The sequence below is a fragment of the Caldivirga maquilingensis IC-167 genome (genome assembly GCF_000018305.1).
Lineage (GTDB): Archaea > Thermoproteota > Thermoprotei > Thermoproteales > Thermocladiaceae > Caldivirga > Caldivirga maquilingensis.
The window spans coordinates 765,654-781,059 of the sequence record NC_009954.1 but is presented as its reverse complement, the minus strand read 5'-3'; the positions used below and the strand labels follow the sequence as shown (position 1 = coordinate 781,059).

At 43.1% G+C, this 15,406-nt stretch carries 18 protein-coding genes and 1 tRNA gene; 10 read left to right on the top strand and 9 right to left on the bottom strand.

What is annotated here, in order from left to right; genetic code table 11:
- Nucleotide 1 precedes the first annotated feature (1 nt).
- The 3 genes from CMAQ_RS03820 (at nt 2) to CMAQ_RS03810 (ending at nt 2,791) form a co-directional block, all read left to right on the top strand.
- Nucleotides 2-466 (top strand): hypothetical protein, encoded by a 465-nt coding sequence (locus CMAQ_RS03820; protein WP_012185804.1) that lies wholly within the window; start codon nt 2-4, stop codon nt 464-466.
- Nucleotides 467-977: 511 nt separating this feature from the next.
- The gene (locus CMAQ_RS03815) at nt 978-1,562 is read left to right on the top strand and encodes a nucleotidyltransferase (protein ID WP_012185557.1); all 585 of its coding nucleotides are present in this window, start codon (nt 978-980) and stop codon (nt 1,560-1,562) included.
- Between the two features lie 152 nt (nt 1,563-1,714).
- Nucleotides 1,715-2,791 (top strand): Gfo/Idh/MocA family protein, encoded by a 1,077-nt coding sequence (locus tag CMAQ_RS03810; protein WP_012185803.1) that lies wholly within the window; start codon nt 1,715-1,717, stop codon nt 2,789-2,791.
- 66 nt (nt 2,792-2,857) lie between these two features.
- On the opposite strand, the gene aspS is transcribed toward CMAQ_RS03810, so the two are convergent.
- Together aspS and CMAQ_RS03800 are read right to left on the bottom strand one after the other, a co-directional pair.
- Entirely contained in the window at nt 2,858-4,150 is a 1,293-nt protein-coding gene (gene aspS, locus CMAQ_RS03805; RefSeq protein WP_012185802.1) for an aspartate--tRNA(Asn) ligase, read from the bottom strand.
- Nucleotides 4,151-4,181: 31 nt separating this feature from the next.
- The gene (locus CMAQ_RS03800) at nt 4,182-4,715 is read right to left on the bottom strand and encodes a DUF309 domain-containing protein (RefSeq protein WP_012185801.1); all 534 of its coding nucleotides are present in this window, start codon (nt 4,713-4,715) and stop codon (nt 4,182-4,184) included.
- A gap of 126 nt (nt 4,716-4,841) precedes the next feature.
- Here CMAQ_RS03800 and CMAQ_RS03795 point away from each other — a divergent pair, with 126 nt between their 5' ends.
- Complete coding sequence (locus CMAQ_RS03795; protein WP_198002086.1) at nt 4,842-5,408, top strand: phosphoribosyltransferase; 567 nt, start codon at nt 4,842-4,844, stop codon at nt 5,406-5,408.
- On the opposite strand, the gene CMAQ_RS03790 is transcribed toward CMAQ_RS03795, so the two are convergent.
- Nucleotides 5,409-5,969 (bottom strand): UbiX family flavin prenyltransferase, encoded by a 561-nt coding sequence (locus CMAQ_RS03790; RefSeq protein WP_012185799.1) that lies wholly within the window; start codon nt 5,967-5,969, stop codon nt 5,409-5,411.
- A gap of 47 nt (nt 5,970-6,016) precedes the next feature.
- Complete coding sequence (gene rpiA / locus CMAQ_RS03785) at nt 6,017-6,706, bottom strand: ribose 5-phosphate isomerase A (RefSeq protein ID WP_012185798.1); 690 nt, start codon at nt 6,704-6,706, stop codon at nt 6,017-6,019.
- A 276-nt stretch (nt 6,707-6,982) separates the two neighbouring features.
- Here rpiA and CMAQ_RS03780 point away from each other — a divergent pair, with 276 nt between their 5' ends.
- Together CMAQ_RS03780 and cdd are read left to right on the top strand one after the other, a co-directional pair.
- Nucleotides 6,983-7,759, top strand: a complete 777-nt coding sequence (locus CMAQ_RS03780; protein WP_012185797.1) for an MFS transporter — start codon at nt 6,983-6,985, stop codon at nt 7,757-7,759.
- Between the two features lie 37 nt (nt 7,760-7,796).
- The gene (gene cdd / locus CMAQ_RS03775) at nt 7,797-8,189 is read left to right on the top strand and encodes a cytidine deaminase (RefSeq protein ID WP_012185796.1); all 393 of its coding nucleotides are present in this window, start codon (nt 7,797-7,799) and stop codon (nt 8,187-8,189) included.
- Here cdd and CMAQ_RS03770 read toward each other — a convergent pair.
- Nucleotides 8,164-8,715: a hypothetical protein gene (locus CMAQ_RS03770; protein ID WP_048062659.1), complete on the bottom strand. Its 552-nt coding sequence runs from the start codon at nt 8,713-8,715 to the stop codon at nt 8,164-8,166. The genes cdd and CMAQ_RS03770 overlap by 26 nt on opposite strands.
- A gap of 159 nt (nt 8,716-8,874) precedes the next feature.
- A complete protein-coding gene (locus CMAQ_RS03765) occupies nt 8,875-10,689 on the bottom strand; it encodes a ribosome biogenesis/translation initiation ATPase RLI (RefSeq protein WP_012185794.1) in 1,815 nt (604 codons plus the stop codon).
- 198 nt (nt 10,690-10,887) lie between these two features.
- On the opposite strand from CMAQ_RS03765, the gene CMAQ_RS03760 reads away from it, so the two are divergent.
- The gene (locus CMAQ_RS03760) at nt 10,888-11,604 is read left to right on the top strand and encodes an ABC transporter ATP-binding protein (RefSeq protein ID WP_012185793.1); all 717 of its coding nucleotides are present in this window, start codon (nt 10,888-10,890) and stop codon (nt 11,602-11,604) included.
- A gap of 36 nt (nt 11,605-11,640) precedes the next feature.
- Here the strand turns inward: CMAQ_RS03760 and CMAQ_RS03755 are convergent, their stop codons facing one another.
- The 3 genes from CMAQ_RS03755 to CMAQ_RS03745 all read right to left on the bottom strand — a co-directional run bounded on the left by CMAQ_RS03755 (nt 11,641) and on the right by CMAQ_RS03745 (nt 13,581).
- Nucleotides 11,641-12,837, bottom strand: coding sequence for an MFS transporter (locus CMAQ_RS03755; RefSeq protein WP_012185792.1), 1,197 nt, complete (start codon nt 12,835-12,837; stop codon nt 11,641-11,643).
- Nucleotides 12,830-13,384, bottom strand: coding sequence for a class IV adenylate cyclase (gene cyaB, locus CMAQ_RS03750; RefSeq protein ID WP_012185791.1), 555 nt, complete (start codon nt 13,382-13,384; stop codon nt 12,830-12,832). The genes CMAQ_RS03755 and cyaB overlap by 8 nt, the downstream gene beginning before the upstream one ends.
- 89 nt (nt 13,385-13,473) lie before the next feature.
- Nucleotides 13,474-13,581 (bottom strand) — tRNA-Pro (locus CMAQ_RS03745).
- 200 nt (nt 13,582-13,781) lie between these two features.
- Between CMAQ_RS03745 and CMAQ_RS03740 the strand changes: the two genes are divergently transcribed.
- Genes CMAQ_RS03740 through CMAQ_RS03730 form a run of 3 tightly spaced genes read left to right on the top strand, consistent with a single transcriptional unit; the run spans nt 13,782 to nt 15,338 of the window.
- Nucleotides 13,782-14,366 carry a DUF998 domain-containing protein gene (locus tag CMAQ_RS03740; protein ID WP_012185790.1) on the top strand — a complete coding sequence of 195 codons (585 nt, stop codon included), beginning with the start codon at nt 13,782-13,784 and terminating at the stop codon, nt 14,364-14,366.
- 32 nt (nt 14,367-14,398) lie between these two features.
- A complete protein-coding gene (locus CMAQ_RS03735) occupies nt 14,399-14,794 on the top strand; it encodes a zinc finger C2H2-type domain-containing protein (RefSeq protein ID WP_012185789.1) in 396 nt (131 codons plus the stop codon).
- 1 nt (nt 14,795) lies between these two features.
- Nucleotides 14,796-15,338 (top strand): CDP-2,3-bis-(O-geranylgeranyl)-sn-glycerol synthase, encoded by a 543-nt coding sequence (locus tag CMAQ_RS03730; protein WP_048062658.1) that lies wholly within the window; start codon nt 14,796-14,798, stop codon nt 15,336-15,338.
- Nucleotides 15,339-15,406 lie beyond the last annotated feature (68 nt).

Genomic DNA, 15,406 nt, shown 5'->3' with positions numbered 1-15,406 from the left:
TATGGATTTCGAACTGGAGGTTTTCCTGAACGGATGCGACGTATTCATACTAGTTAAACCAAGGAGCGAGGGAGATGAGTTAGGTAAAGTAATGTCAAGTATACTGAGGTGGAGTATTACTAACGCCGATAATGTCAACATGATTAACGCCCCCTTGTCTGTTAGACTTGCCTTAGGTAATATAAGTGAAGTATACGGTGGTTCATTAAGCCTAGACAATGATGAATTCAATGGACTACTCCTAGTGGGTGAGGAAGGCAATGTAGTACTGAGTGGTAGGTTTAAGTCATGTGTAAGGGATACATCACCCATACTTGCAATAGAATTATCTAATAAATTAGTCAACTCCCTAATGAGCGTTTACGGAAACATTTCAAGCACAGTATATGTGTATAGGCTAGTGGAGAAATCCACAGTTGAAGCCAGCACAATACCTGAACAAATGACATCATCCCCCATCCCTTAAACTCCCCAATTCCTTTTATAATTTCCCTGCAAATGTATGTGAATTTTATTCTTGTTTATGATTCTTATCTTCTTTCATTGAGTTAAATATATATTCTATATATTGTCATCGGCACAGTTTCATTGTCATTCTTCATTTCTTTCAATTAGCACAACCATTAGGGGGCTTCATTGCATCATCAGCACAGGGATGTGAGAGCACAGAATGGTGGAATAGTGTGTGCTAATGATAAACAAAACAGGCAGTAGAGTAAAACTTAAAAACCCTAAAAAAGCCAATAAATCAGTAAATCCCAAAAGGGATTAGAAAGTGCTCCTTCTTATTCGCAATAAGGTAGACTGCAGCAGCCACCGAGGAGTAAATCCCAAAAGGGATTAGAAAGTGCTCCTGGATTCTCATCATGAAGTTTTCCATAGGGAATCGTAAATCCCAAAAGGGATTAGAAAGAAAAATGATTAGAAGGTGGTTAATAATCAGTTAGGTTGATTAAGGTTTTTTGTTTTGGGTTTTTGTGGGTGTTGGGGTTTATTCATTGGCTTTGCTTAGGGTTGGTGGTGTGTTGGGTGGGAGGGGTGTTGGTTTTGTTGTTGTTGGTAGTTTGATTCTTCCACTTGCCTATGGTGTTGATTGGGTTGTTCATGATGTTGACTTATTCCTAACTAATAAGAGTACTTTAACTGATGCTGAGTTCTTTGAGGGTATTGCTAGGGAGTTTGATTGGGATTACGGCTTCAATGCCTTTGGTGGAATGTATTATGAGGTTGTTGTTAATGGTGAGGTTGTTAGGGTTGATTTAATGGAGAATCTACTGGACGTCTACATACCTGAGGCAATAATTAATGACTCATTAAGCTTCAGTGTTAATGGCAGCGTCTTCAAGGGTATTAGGATTGAGGCATTAATAGTACTCAAGGCTAGGGAGGCCACTGATGAGGCTGAGGAATTCCTAGAGAGGCTAGCGGAGAAAATAATAGACCCAAGGACAGGAATAGAATTAGACAAGGCAAGAATAATAAACTACATAAACCAATACCCAGAGGAGGAGAGGGAAAGCATAAAACACAAAATACAAACAACAGGAATATACATAGAATAATCAAACTAACCCTGCTTGCCCCTTCATTAATATTATTTTAAAATTTATGAGCATTAACTCTATGTTTAACAGTGTTCCGTATTTTGAGAGAAGTTAACTAAATCATTCGGGATTATTAATAACTTTAAAAGGAAACTAATCCCCCTAAATTTATGGAGAAGGTTAGGGTTGGGGTCATCGGTGTTGGGGGTCATGGTAGGGGTAGGCATTTAATACCTTACACTAAGTTGCCTAATGTTGAAGTTGTTGCTGTTGCTGATGTTAACCCTAAGAGGGCTGAGGCTGTTGGTAATGAGTTTAAGGTTAAGTATTATACGGATTACCTTGAGATGATTGATAGGGAAAACCTTGATGCAGTCAGTATAGTAACACCCACCGGCCTCCATGCTAGGGTTGCTAAGGATGTTTTAAGCAAGGGTGTTCATGTTCTAGTGGATAAGCCGCTTGGGGCTAATTTAAATGAGGTTATTGATGTTGTTAGGACAGCTAAGGCTAAGGGTAAGATACTCATGGTTGGTTACTGGTCCAGGTTCTCTCAAGCCCTTAAGTTTGGCGCTGAGGCAATGAAACTGGGTATGGTTGGTGAACCCTACTTAGCCTACGGTTACCTAGTTAGGAGGAGGGGTATTCCAGGTGTACCGACTTTCATTGATAAGGAATTATCAGGCGGTAGGGGGGCTTTACTTGATATAGGTTGCTACATCCTGGATAACCTACTATTCCTACTGGGATTCCCTAAACCAGTTACAGTAAGTGGGGCCACGTACACTAAGTTCGGTAGGAATCCTGAGGAGGTTAAGTTTAACTGGGGTTCATGGGATCCAGGTAAGTTTGAGCTTGAGGATTACGCGGTGGGTTTTGTTAGGTTTGAGAATGGTGCATCAATGATTATTGAGGTTGGTTGGGCAGCCAATGTATCGCATGTAGGTGAGGTGGGTGTGTACAGGGTGCTTGGTGATAAGGGTGGATTAGAGGGTAAGGGTCATGAGTCAGTCACTGAAATGAGCCTACACAGTAGGACCAGTAATTTCCTCTACGATATGAAGCCAATAATAAGCAATGTTGATATGCCCCTTGAAATGGTTAAAGCCTTCATAGATTCAATTACCCAGAATAAGGAACCACCCACGACAGGTTACCAAAGCATAATAATACACTCAATAATAGATGCAGTGTATGAGTCAGCAGTAAAGGGTAGTGAAGTAAGGGTTACGTTACCTGAGGTTTAGTGAATGCATGATCTTATTTTCGGTTAAATGATTAAACCACTGAAAATATGCCTTAAAGGATTAGGATTAAGGCACTAACCTATACCTGTCCCTTGGGAATAATATCACTTCCCTAATATTCCTTACACCAGCCATAACCATCATTAGCCTGTATAATCCAAGACCCCAACCAGCGTGTGGAGGCATACCCCAGCTGTAAATCTCCAGGTGGGTTGAGAAGTTACCTGGGTTAAGGCCCCTGGCTCTCATGGCCTTCTCAAGTTCATCCTTATCATGTATCCTGGTGGATCCTGAGGTAACCTCCATGCCATCTATGACTAGGTCGAAGGACTCGCTCCTGGATTCATCACCCTCAATAGGCTTTGTGTAAAAGGCCCTAAGCATTGTTGGGAAGTGTATTATGAAGAACGGCTCCCCAATTAACCTACTTAAGGCCTCTAACCCCTCCTTAGGCACATCATCACCCCACTTAACCTTAATCCCCTCCTTATCAAGCATGCTTAACGCATCATCGTATGTAATAACCTTAAAGGGCTTAGACGGCACCCTCACCTCCCTGCCTATTTGACTCAGTAAGTCCACTGAAGCCCTATAGGACTCCACAATAACATCCTCGAGAACGCTCATAACATCCCTGTAATTCATGAATGCCGCCTCAGCGTCAACTGATATGAATTCGTTAACGTGGTATGTTGTATCATGCTTCTCAGCCCTATAGGCTGGTCCAATTTCAAAAACCCTCTCTAAACTGGCGGTTAACTCCTCCTTATACAACTGGGGGCTTTGAGCCAAGTAGGCTGTGCGTTCAAAGTACTGTACAGGGAATAATTCAGCACCACCCTCGGTGCTTGTGGCTATTATCTTTGGTGTAAACACCTCTATGAAACCATAACCGTAAAGCGTTGTGCGCATTGCCTTAACAACCTCGCTTAAGGCCTTGAAGAGTATTACATTGCTCCTGCGCTTAAGGTCAACTGTCCTATACCTTAATCTTAAGTCGAGCATAGTTTCATCAACATTACCCCAAATATCTATTGGAAGTGGATTAGCCTTATTAAGTAACCTAACTTCAATAGGCTCAACCTCCACGCCGGTCTTAGCCACCTTACTAGCCCTAACAATACCCCTAACACTTACTACATCCTCCTTGGAAAGCCTAGAGACCGTGTCCCAAGTCTCATCGCTTACTGATGAACGCTTAACCGTAACCTGAACCATGCCTTCCCTATCCCTCAGCATTATGAACTTTATCCTACCCACATCCCTAATCTCCCACACCCAACCAGATAAGGTAACCTCTTTACCATCCAGTTCAGGTTTAATTTCACTGGTCCAATGCGTCTTCCTGTAAATGGCCACGTTAAGTGGTCTTACCCGTGTATTTAAGTCTTTAAGTAATGCACCTAGCCTTAAAGGGCTTAAGAGTACTTAACGATGCCCTCAACCCCTCCCTAAAACTTAATGCATCAATGCAATCAACTTGGTTAACCATTATCATGCCTAATGCCCTCTTAGCCAGTTTAAGGAAGGAATCAATGTAATTCTCCTGAATCTTAACGAAGGCTGCGGCTGCAACTATTAGCCCCTGAATATTAATATCCCTATTTACCCTCCATGTTGGTTCAAGAACCTCATGAGCCTCCCAAAACCTCTCCTCGTTGAATAAATCCACGAAGGACTTGAATGGGTTACTAACCTCATTACCAGTGCTTAGGTTAACTACACCTAGGATTGGTCCAATAACCCTACCCACCACTGGGGGTAATTCATCTATATTATTAGCATTGGCATCAACCTCAATGTGGTTTGAAGCCACCCTAACGTTAATTATACTTAAGCCTAAACTCCTTAAGAGACCCATTAACTTAACCCTATCCTTAGGTTCGTATCCCCTTGAATTAAGTGCGTGAATCAGTATTCTCATAAGTGAATTAAGGCTAACTCCCCTATAAGCTAATCCACACCATAGTACCCTTGCTTAAGCTTAACTTAATATGCATTGGGGTATTGGGAGAGTAAGGTTTATAAGGGGTTAAGTAAAATGAATTTAATGGTAGAATTCAAGTATTTGTCGTGGGATGACGTGATGGATTTAACCATTAAGGTGTCTGAATCAATAGTGAGGGATAACTATAGACCTAACATAGTAGTGGGGGTAGCTAGGGGTGGTGTTGTTATAGCTAAAATAATTGAGGATATACTTGGAATAGGCAACATGACCTCCATAGAGGTTAAACTATATAAGGGTATTAATAATCGAGGAGAAGAGGCTAAGATAGCTCAACCACTGCCGGTTAGCGTTAAGGGCTTAAGGGTGCTGCTTGTTGATGATGTATCAGACACGGGTACTACACTATCAACAGCCTACAATTACTTGAAGGAGCAGGGTGCCGCTGAGATTAAGACCGCGACCCTTATGATTAAACCGTGGACTAGGTTTAAGCCCGATTACTATGCTGATGAAGCCACCGCCTGGATAATATTCCCCTGGGAACTTGGTGAAACAATAAGGGAATTGGGTAATAGGTTTGATGCAGCGTTAGGGGAGGCTAGGAATAATAGTATTGTGTCTAGGATAAGGAACCTAGTTCATAATACCCCAACCAACACTAAGTAATTAACCGCCCCATACTGGGTAAATGTTATTCTCAATACCCATGAGGGCCATAACCCTACCAACCACTGCATTGATTAAGTCATCTATTGTCCTTGGTTTACCATAGAATGGTGGGCTAGCAGGCATTACTATTGCCCCAGCCTGGGTGACTAATTCCATGTTTCTAATGTGAATTAAACTATAGGGGGCTTCCCTAATCAGTAATACTAACCTCCTCCTCTCCTTAAGGGCGACGTCAGCTGCCCTTGTTATTAGATTAGACGTGTAGCCGTGGGCTATAGCTGCAAGGGTCTTCATTGAACAGGGTGCTATTGCCATTGCTTGAAAGTTGAATGAACCACTGGCTATTGGGGCATCAAGCTCCCCCTCATCATAAGTCCTGTGAGCTAGCTTAACCAAGTCATCTATGCTTAACCCCAACTCATGTTGAAGAACCTTTGAAGCGGATTTAGAGACAACTAGGTGAACCTCCACATCATTAATACTTCTAAGGGATTCAAGAAGCCTAAGACCATACACCACACCCGAGGCCCCTGTTACAGCTACCACAACCCTCCTCATAGACTTACATTCAGTGACCGGTATTTAACTATACGGTTAGCTTCAACTTAAAATTCATTAACTGAACCATCCTGTTTACCCACAATCACCCTGGACACCTTAAGCCCATTAAATAAGCCAACCTCAACAACACCTGGGATACATTTAATCACCCTCTCACCCTCCCTAGGCTCTATTCCTGACCCAGGCCTGTAATCAATGATGTAATTCCCGTTATCAGTAATAACCGGCCCCCTCTTCCCTGAGGAGTACCTTAACTCCGCTGAGCCACCGTAATCCCTCTCAAGCCTAGCCTTAACCAATGGCCACGCATACGGCACAACCTCCACTGGTATCGGATGCTTACTGGGTATTTTATCCACCAGTTTAGATTCATCAACTATTACTATGAATTCACTGGCCCAGTAATCAATTATCTTCTCCCTAGTTAACGCACCCCCACCACCCTTAACCAGGTTCTTATCCTTATCAACTTCATCAGCCCCATCAATAGCCACATCAACATGATCCACCTGCCAAGGATACCTAAGTAATTCACCGAGACCAAGCTTAACAATCTCATACTCAGTCTCAGTTGAAGTGGCAATAAGCTTAACATCAGTTAACCCACCTCCCTCAATATTCTCGGCTAATTCACTCAGGAACATTAGAGCCGTGGAACCTGAACCAACACCAATCACGTACCCACTCCTAACATACTTAAGTGCAGCCTTAGCCGCCGCTAACTTCGGATCCATGCAAGGAACATTACCTTAGGTTTTTAAAGTAGAGGCCTAAATAATGATGAACATTGTGCTTTATTCATAACTCATGACTGTTAGGAAATTACTCCAAAAGGCTTTAAAATAATTCAAGCAAGGACTCACCATGAGCAATCAAATTGGGGAGATTACCTTAACTAGAAGGGTTTACTTAGGTTCATTTCTCGTTGAGTCAGTTAATAGGGGGAGGTATGTGGAGCTTCGCTTCAAAGCGGTTACCCAATAGGATATACCATTGCTGCCTTAGTTTACTTGGGATTACACTACGTTATTCCAAGTTCATCCTTCACGGAGCTTGGGTGGAGGTGGATGTTCTGGATAGGCATAATTCCTGCGTTAATAGACTTAATTGTGAGACTTTCAATGCCTGAGTCAGCAATGTGGGAGGGGGTTAGTAAGGAGAGGGGTATTAATAAGGCACCCTTCACTACAATACTCAGGAACCCAGCCTATAGACTTGGTGCCTTAACCGATGTATTAGCCATGACGGGTATAGCTTGGGTTTATGGGTTAACACTCGGCTTCTACCCGACGGTGTTATCGTACCATAATTTCACTAAGTTCCCATACTTCCTCTACGTAGTAATATTAGTATCACTACTAGGTTACTTAACCTCAGGCTTCACTAGTGATGTAATTGGGAGGAGGGTAACAATGGTGGTGTTCTCAGCTACTGCAATAGCCTTAGCCATACCATTAACGTACCTGATACTTAAGCATGCGTACGGCTTCTACGGTACAATGACCTTAGCTAGCCTACTTGCCTTCTTAACCACGGGAATATATGGTGTTATACCCGCTTACCTATCTGAGAAGTTTCAAACAGATGTGAGGAGTACTGGAGTTGGTTTCTCATTTAATGGAGGCTTCATTTTAGGTAACTGGAGTACGGTGTTCCTGCTGCTGGTTTCAGCAATAAGTAATCCAAGCTTCTACGTATACTGGGGTTTGTTTATAATAATTGGTGAAGTCATGATACTTGCATCAGCATTACTATCAAGTGAAACCAAGGGTATTGAACTACAGTGATTACTACATTTAAAAACTCACTTGATTTAAAGTAAACATGGATGAGGAGGTTAATAGGGCTATTCAGTTGGCTGAATCATACTTAAGTAACTCATACTCACCCTACTCAGGTATTAAGGTTGCTGCAGTTGCGATAACAAGTGATGGTAAAATGTTCCCAGGGGTTAATGTTGAGAACTCCTCATACGGCTTAACAATATGTGCTGAAAGGGTTGCAGTATTTAGGGCAGTCACAGAGGGTTATAGGAGGATTAAGGCTGTGGTTGTGGTTTCTAACCGTGATGAAATATACCCCTGTGGCGCCTGTCTACAGGTTATGGCTGAGTTTAATGTTGAGGAGGTTTATGTGGCTTCACGAGGCGGCATTAAGAGGTTTAAGTTGAGTGAACTCTTACCAAGGCCCTTCAGTCTAGGAGCCCAGAGGACTTAAGAACCCTAAGGACGAGGCTTGGGAACCAGGGCTCTGAGGATAAGGGGCCGTTTAATTTAATTAAGGGGCATTTAACCTTAATAGTCTCTGCAGCCCTCTTAACAATAACCCCCTTAAATAGGAATAGTAAGTAAGCCTCACTTGGACATTCCATAGAGTACACGCTGGGTTCACCTAGGAGAAACCTAACCTCAAAGCCTGCATTCCTAAGTGCTTCAACACCCCTAAGGGCCTCCGTGTCACTGGATCCGTGAATTATTATTGTTTTAGGTAAACGCCCCTTAAGCCCATTAATGAATTCCTCAATACCTAGCAATGGGTTAAGCCTATGGCCAGCGAACCTTAACGCCCTCTCATAATCCCTACCCCAGTTAAGGAAGAGTGGGAATGATTCAGGTATGATGCCTTCATGATGCTCCAAAAGAAAGATGTAACTAATGCCGATTCTTTTAAAAAATGAATCAACATCACTAACATACTCAGAATCCCTTGAACCATGAATTAAAGCCACCGGCTGCTTATTCACGCAAGGGGGTAATTGAGTTTATTTATAATACTTAAGGCATAATTCCCTAAGTTTACTTAATGCTGGTGATGCTCAGTCTTCATTTAAGGAGTTTGATTAATATTACTGGTGTCATCAGTATTGTTAACACAATGCTCAGTATGCTTAAGGATTCATTACCTACTCCTTCTCGGTAACGTAATAGTAGTATTCACCAATCTCCCTTTGAATTCTATCCATTACTGAATCCTTCTTATTGATCCTAGGCCTACCATTATGCGCATCCCTCCTGAATGTTATGTCCTGCGCCTTGAAGAAAATATTCATACCCTTCCTTAAATCAATGGGTGGATTAGCTGTACCTAATTTACCTGGCTCACCCTCAAACACCATTACTGATGAACTCACGTAATCAAGCATTGTTACGTCATGCTCAATGAAGAGTACTGTGGCCTCCTTCTCCTCAGCTAACCTTGCAATAACCCTAGCCGTCTTAATCCTCTGCTCAATGTCTAGGTAAGCCATTGGCTCATCAAGCACGTATAATTCAGCATCCTTAAGTAGGGCTGCGGCAATCATAACCCTCTGAAGCTCACCACCACTTAACTCCCTGAGACTCTTATCCATTATTGGTGTTAAAAGTAGGCCATTGGCTAAGTCAGGCCAATGAGGCTTCTCCCTATAATCAACCCCAGCCACCTTACCTATTATTGAGGAGACGGTTAACTCAGGGTACTTAACTGCAATATCCCTTATATACTGGGGCTTATAACTTATCCTGACTACACCATAAGGCATTACCACACCCTCATCTGGTTGAAGCTCACCCACCAGTATCCTGGCGAAGGTGGTTTTACCAATACCATTAGGCCCAAGTACACCAACAACCTCACCCCTCATTAATTGACCTGACCGGGCAATTAACTTAAAGTCACCAAGGTTCTTAACCACATCACTCCACTCCACTAAAACCCTCTCCTTCCTAACTTCCCTTGGTGGTGGAGTTGACTTAAAGGTTATTGCCTCCCTCCTAATTAACATGTTTTCACTTGCTAAGTAGCCTTTAAGGTATTCATTAATCCCCTCCTTAGCCCCCTTAATACTTGAAACTATTCCATAGGCCCCAGGCTTACCGTAAAGTATCACCACTAGATCCGCTAAGTAATCTAATACTGCTAGGTCATGGTCAATTATCAGGACATACCTATTGCCTGAAGTTAATTCACTAATGGCCTTAGCCACCCTAAGCCTCTCCGTAATATCTAAGTGGGTTGTGGGTTCATCGAAGATGTAAACATCCCCACCCCTAAGGATGGCGGCGGCAATGGCTAATCTCTGTAACTCCCCACCGCTGAGGACATTGATATCCCTATTAAGTAGATGAGTTAAATTAAGCTTACCGGCTACTTCCAGCACTTTGCTTTCATCCCCATTAATCCTCATTAAAGCCTCCTTAACCTTACCCTTAATCACCATGGGTATTAACTCAATGTACTGCGTCTTATGAACAACCCTAAGCCTATTACCGTAAAGCCTAGTGAAGTATGTTTGAAGCTCAGTGCCCCTGAACCTCCTTACCACTTCATCTTTACTACCATTGCCTGAGCATAGGTTAGGTATTATTGAGCCGGCGAGTATATTGGCTATTGTTGTCTTACCGAGGGCATTTTGACCAATTACACCAATTACCTTACCCTGCTTAAGCATGGGTAATTTAAATAACTTGAAGCCACTTGGTCCATACTGGTGAACACAATGCTCATCAAGCTCAGAGGGTAGGTTAATTATTGTTATTGCCTCGAAGGGGCACTTCCTCACGCAGATGCCGCAGGCGGTGCATAGGTCAGTTATAACTGGTCTATTAAGTTGCTCATCGAAGTATATGGCCCTCTTACCTGTCCTAACCACTGGGCAGAATCTAATGCACTCCTGGCTACACTTCCTAGGTTGGCAAAGATCCTTATCAACCACAGCTATTCTAGTTGGCATTTTCATAATTGGTCCAGGCCCTTGGTTTTTATTGCTTTGCACTCTTCTTAACCCTAAATGATTACTAAATTAATCAGAATCTCTGACCCTAATCACTCATCATATACCAGCGTGCTCATCACTAGGGGATAGGGGTATTGGGGGTAAATTAAGCATTCCCCATGCCGCGCGGTAAGTATTTAACAATACTCATGAGTACTGCCTGTGAAGTGCATAGATGTTGAGGGCTTAGTGAAGTCCTTTAATGGGGTAAGGGCCCTGGATGGATTATCATTCGGCGTGGAGTGTAGTGATTCAGCAGCCCTCCTTGGGCCAAATGGGGCTGGTAAGACAACCACAATGAGGATTATTGCAGGGCTCCTTAAACCAGACTCAGGAATAGTTAGGGTATGTGGTTTTAATACTATTAAGGAACCTAGGTTAACTAAGGCCTGCCTAGGTTACCTACCTGAGGATGCTGCACCATTCATGAACTTAACGGTTAGGGAGAACCTAGAGTACGTGGGTTTAGTGAGGGGGTTAAGTAATGTTAAGGATGCTGTGGAGTGGGTTTCCCAAGCCCTAGGCTTAGATGGTTTAATGAATGCTCAACCAGCATCATTATCAAGGGGTAATAGGCAGAGGGTTGCCTTAGCCATGGCTATTATTCATAGGCCTAAGGTACTCCTCCTTGATGAACCCTTAAATTACCTTGATATTCCAACCCAGGAGAACGTTATTGAATTATTATTAAGCATGAGGAGGAACGGCACCACTATGTTAATATCCACCCACATAATGACTGTTGCTGAGAGGTTAGCTAATAGGGTAATCATGATTAATAGGGGTAGATTAATTTGGGAAGGCAGCATCAGTGAATTAATGAACCTAGTTAAGCCCGGGGAGAGAATTGAGGAGGCTGTGGCTAGAATGCTTAAGTAAATCCACGTACCTTAACGCAGGGTTTGAACCGGTTCATTAATCATTAACACGATCCCTACTCCTCACTCCAAGTGACCTAAAGAATATGTAGTAAAGCAGTGGATCAAGCATTGATACTAAGCCTCCGGTTATCATTGATAATGCGAATAATGCTGAATTCATCATTACACCAGCTATGAAACTACCTAAACTATAGGGTAGCCTCCTGGCTAAGCCGGTTATGGATAATCCCCTAGCCCTCTCATCACTGGTTATAACCTCCATGGATAAGGACTGCCTCATGGGTATGGTAACCATGTAAAGCGCCACCCTAATTATGTAAAGTACCGAATCTATTATTAAACTGGGTGTTACCGCCATTACTATGAATAAGCCCACTGAAACAGCCCTAAGCACTGATATAGCCTTAACCCTACCCATCACTCTCTCCACCCTATCAGCCAGCAGTGTGGAAACCATTGAAACTAAGTATGATGCCATGTAAATCATGTTTACGTCAAGCTCAGTGGCGTGCAGGTAAAGCTTAAACCAGAGTGGAAGAAGCGGAGTAACCATACCTAATCCAAGGCTACCCAAGGAACCGGCAATCGCAATCTTAACCACTGAGCCACTTGATCTTCTTGGGATTATTTGACTTATTGAATCAACCCTAATCCTCCCCTTATCCCTACTCACCATTAATAAGACCAGTAGGGATAATGCACTAAGCACCGCGGATAACCTAAATAGGAATAAGTCCCCTAAACCCATACTGAGGAATAGGTATGATGACGCTGCACCAGCCAGTGATGATGCAGTTGATGCGGCAGTGGTTATGCTATAAACCCTAGTTCTTTCAACTGGACTCGTATTATCAGCTAGTAATGAGGTTTGAAGCGGTGTAACTGGGCCACCACCAGCGCCTCCCCCAGGGCCACCACCCCCTGTGGTGCCTAGTATTGAGGTTGCGAATATCGCTAACCTATTTACCGTAGTACTATAAACCAGCATTGATGCTGTGAATAAGGATGACATAGCTATGAGTGTATCCCTCCTACCATAAAGATCCCCTAGGAAACCAGCCGCCAATACTAGTAGTGATGAGGAGATTGCATTAATCATGAAGTATAACCCTATTAACACTGGGTTGAAGCCTATGGACTTCAGGTAAAGAGGTATTATGAATGATAAGTACCCGAAGGAGAAGCTTCTAATAATCCTTGAAGCCACAAGAGCCTTAACATTCCTATTCATTCCCCCTCGCTTGCCCCTTACTTAGAATAAGTTCCAGGTATGTTTTAGGCTCCACGGAATCTTCCTTAATACCAAGGTTCCTCCGTGCAAAACCCATAATATTCTTCACTAATTCACCTACCATGCCTTGATCATTAGTTAGGGTTTCGATTTCAAGGAAGTCCCCTAGTTCATTAACCTTATCCACGTAGATTGTGTAATTACCGTAAGTGTACTCAGCTCTCTCCTTCCTAATAACCGCAATCTCCCTAAAGCCAAGCGCCTTCAAGACCCCTATGGTATTGCTGGCTGAGTCAACATCAATATTATACTCAACCCTAACCTTACCCTCACCACTTAATCTAGGTCCCTTATACGTAACAGTTACTTTACCTGACCCATATAACCTAACCCTAATAGCCTCATCAGTAGTTGCAAAATCCCTGCAGGGATGATTAAAGTAATGATCCTCCTCAACATCGTTACCCACGTAGGTGGCGAAACTCCTTAACTTACCCACAATATCATTCACATCACTTACCCTAAACTTAACCTCAACCTCAAACATACGCTACCCATGAAGCAAGCTTATTTAAAGACTGCGATTAATCAATGTAGGAACATGCTTGAAACTGAACCATTACCGGGATCAATAATTGGTGGGGCCGCCGGGACTTGAACCCGGGATCACCGGCGCACCGGGTCAATTTCAATACGGGGGTGGCCCCCCAGGCCGGCATCCTAGCCAGGCTAGACTACGGCCCCTATTGTTGGCTTACCTGAAGTGTGGCTATTTAAGCTTTGGGTCCTCGTTGAAGTACCGTAGTGATGTACCCGAGGCTTATTATTCATGGTAGGTCTGAGTTCCGAGTCTCCAGTTTAGTGGCGTTTAAGGGGGTCTTCTTATATTTCATTAATGCATTGACTCATTAATACTTTTAAGCATAAAGCTATAGTAGGCTTATATGGCTTTAGTGAGTAAAATCTTAACATACATGGGTATTGCAGCTGCAGTATTGGCTTGGGTAATAATATTAACTAGCATTAGTCTTAATCCCTGGTTCAACATGTTTAGTAATGCCTTAAGTGATTTAGGTAATCCCCACGCTAATTACTACTGGCTATATAACTACGGCTTAGTCTTAACGGCCACCTTAATGCTGTTGTTCTCACTCTACTTACTGTTTGTTTCTGAAAATAAGGTTGAGGCAATGGGGTCATCATTCGTCACCATTGCCTCAATCTTCCTCGCGCTAATAGGTATTTTTCATGAGGGAACCTATCCCCACACCTTTGTTTCTGAATGGTTCTTCACTCAAATGGATTTAGCTGTTGTGACTTGGAGCATTGGCCTAATAGTGGGGAGGAGACTTAATTACGGTATCCCACTGCTGCTACTTGGCTTAATAGCCCCCATACCGGCTCTGTTAATTAAATGGCCTTCAACCGCTATTCTTGAGACTTACGGTATAGTAATAATTGATGCATGGGCTATAGCTGCAACTATATTAATTAGGAGCAGGATCCCTAGGGTTGGCTGTGGGGTTTAATGCTTAAAAAGGTCGAGGGCAAATGGTGAATCATGGCTGAGGCGGCTTATGCACCTTTAAAGGTGGTGGTTTGCCCTATATGCAACTACATGGGTGATGTTAAGGGATTGAAGCTTGACTACACTGTGGTATCTCAGCCCATTGAGGTGACTTGTCCTAAGTGTGGGCAGAAGGTGCCTATTGAATCCATTGTAACACACATGAGGAGGCATCTTAAGGTTGGTGGAAGGAATTACACCTGTGATATTTGTCAGGCTAAGGTTCAGGGTGAGGGACAGGCCATGAGGCATATGAAGGAGCATATGATTGCGGGCTTCAGGAAGGGTAGTGTAATGCTTTGGGTTTGCCTGGCCTGTGGTAGAGTGTTTAAGTATAGGTCATCGGCCTTAGCTCACTTATCTACATTCCATGAGAGGCCGATGGATTAGCATGAATATTGGATTATTGATTGCTCAAGCATTACTCATAATATGGCCACCCTACGTGGCTAATGCAACCCCTGTTCTAGCTAAGAGGGTTTTCAGGGGTAGGCTTCACCCCATTGACTTTAATAAATCCCTTAAGGATGGTAGGAGGATTCTGGGGGATGGTAAAACCTATGAGGGATTCATAATGGGTGTTACCTTAGGGACACTGGGTGGTTACCTTGTAGTCTACATTATTGGTTCATTAACAGCACCAATACTCAAGTACCCTACAATGCTTGACTCCTTCATAATGTCTGTGGCTGCGCTTTTAGGCGATATGTTGGGTGCCTTCATTAAGAGGAGGCTTGGGTTAAGGAGGGGTGAACCAGCCCCATTACTTGATCAACTTGACTTCCTCCTAGCCTCCCTACTCTCACTCTACTTAATTGACCCAAGCCTATTACCACTACCAGTGGCTGTAACCGCAGTGTTAATAACTCCCCCGATTCACTTAGCCACTAATGCTGGTGCATACTTACTTGGTCTTAAGAATGAGCCTTGGTGAACCTTAAAAATCAGCCATGCGAGCCTTCTTCACTCACTCAGGACTCGAGATCCACATCACTCAACTGC

Excerpts from the sequence above, each read along its gene's own strand:
- CMAQ_RS03755 (WP_012185792.1), bottom strand. The coding sequence starts at position 12,837 with ATGAATAGGAATGTTAAGGCTCTTGTGGCTTCAAGGATTATTAGAAGC.
- CMAQ_RS03765 (WP_012185794.1), bottom strand. The coding sequence starts at position 10,689 with ATGAAAATGCCAACTAGAATAGCTGTGGTTGATAAGGATCTTTGCCAA.
- CMAQ_RS03735 (WP_012185789.1), top strand. The coding sequence starts at position 14,399 with ATGGCTGAGGCGGCTTATGCACCTTTAAAGGTGGTGGTTTGCCCTATA.
- CMAQ_RS03730 (WP_048062658.1), top strand. The coding sequence starts at position 14,796 with ATGAATATTGGATTATTGATTGCTCAAGCATTACTCATAATATGGCCA.
- CMAQ_RS03810 (WP_012185803.1), top strand. The coding sequence starts at position 1,715 with ATGGAGAAGGTTAGGGTTGGGGTCATCGGTGTTGGGGGTCATGGTAGG.
- cyaB (WP_012185791.1), bottom strand. The coding sequence starts at position 13,384 with ATGTTTGAGGTTGAGGTTAAGTTTAGGGTAAGTGATGTGAATGATATT.
- CMAQ_RS03790 (WP_012185799.1), bottom strand. The coding sequence starts at position 5,969 with ATGAGGAGGGTTGTGGTAGCTGTAACAGGGGCCTCGGGTGTGGTGTAT.
- CMAQ_RS03795 (WP_198002086.1), top strand. The coding sequence starts at position 4,842 with ATGGTAGAATTCAAGTATTTGTCGTGGGATGACGTGATGGATTTAACC.
- CMAQ_RS03740 (WP_012185790.1), top strand. The coding sequence starts at position 13,782 with ATGGCTTTAGTGAGTAAAATCTTAACATACATGGGTATTGCAGCTGCA.
- CMAQ_RS03820 (WP_012185804.1), top strand. The coding sequence starts at position 2 with ATGGATTTCGAACTGGAGGTTTTCCTGAACGGATGCGACGTATTCATA.
- cdd (WP_012185796.1), top strand. The coding sequence starts at position 7,797 with ATGGATGAGGAGGTTAATAGGGCTATTCAGTTGGCTGAATCATACTTA.
- rpiA (WP_012185798.1), bottom strand. The coding sequence starts at position 6,706 with ATGGATCCGAAGTTAGCGGCGGCTAAGGCTGCACTTAAGTATGTTAGG.
- CMAQ_RS03800 (WP_012185801.1), bottom strand. The coding sequence starts at position 4,715 with ATGAGAATACTGATTCACGCACTTAATTCAAGGGGATACGAACCTAAG.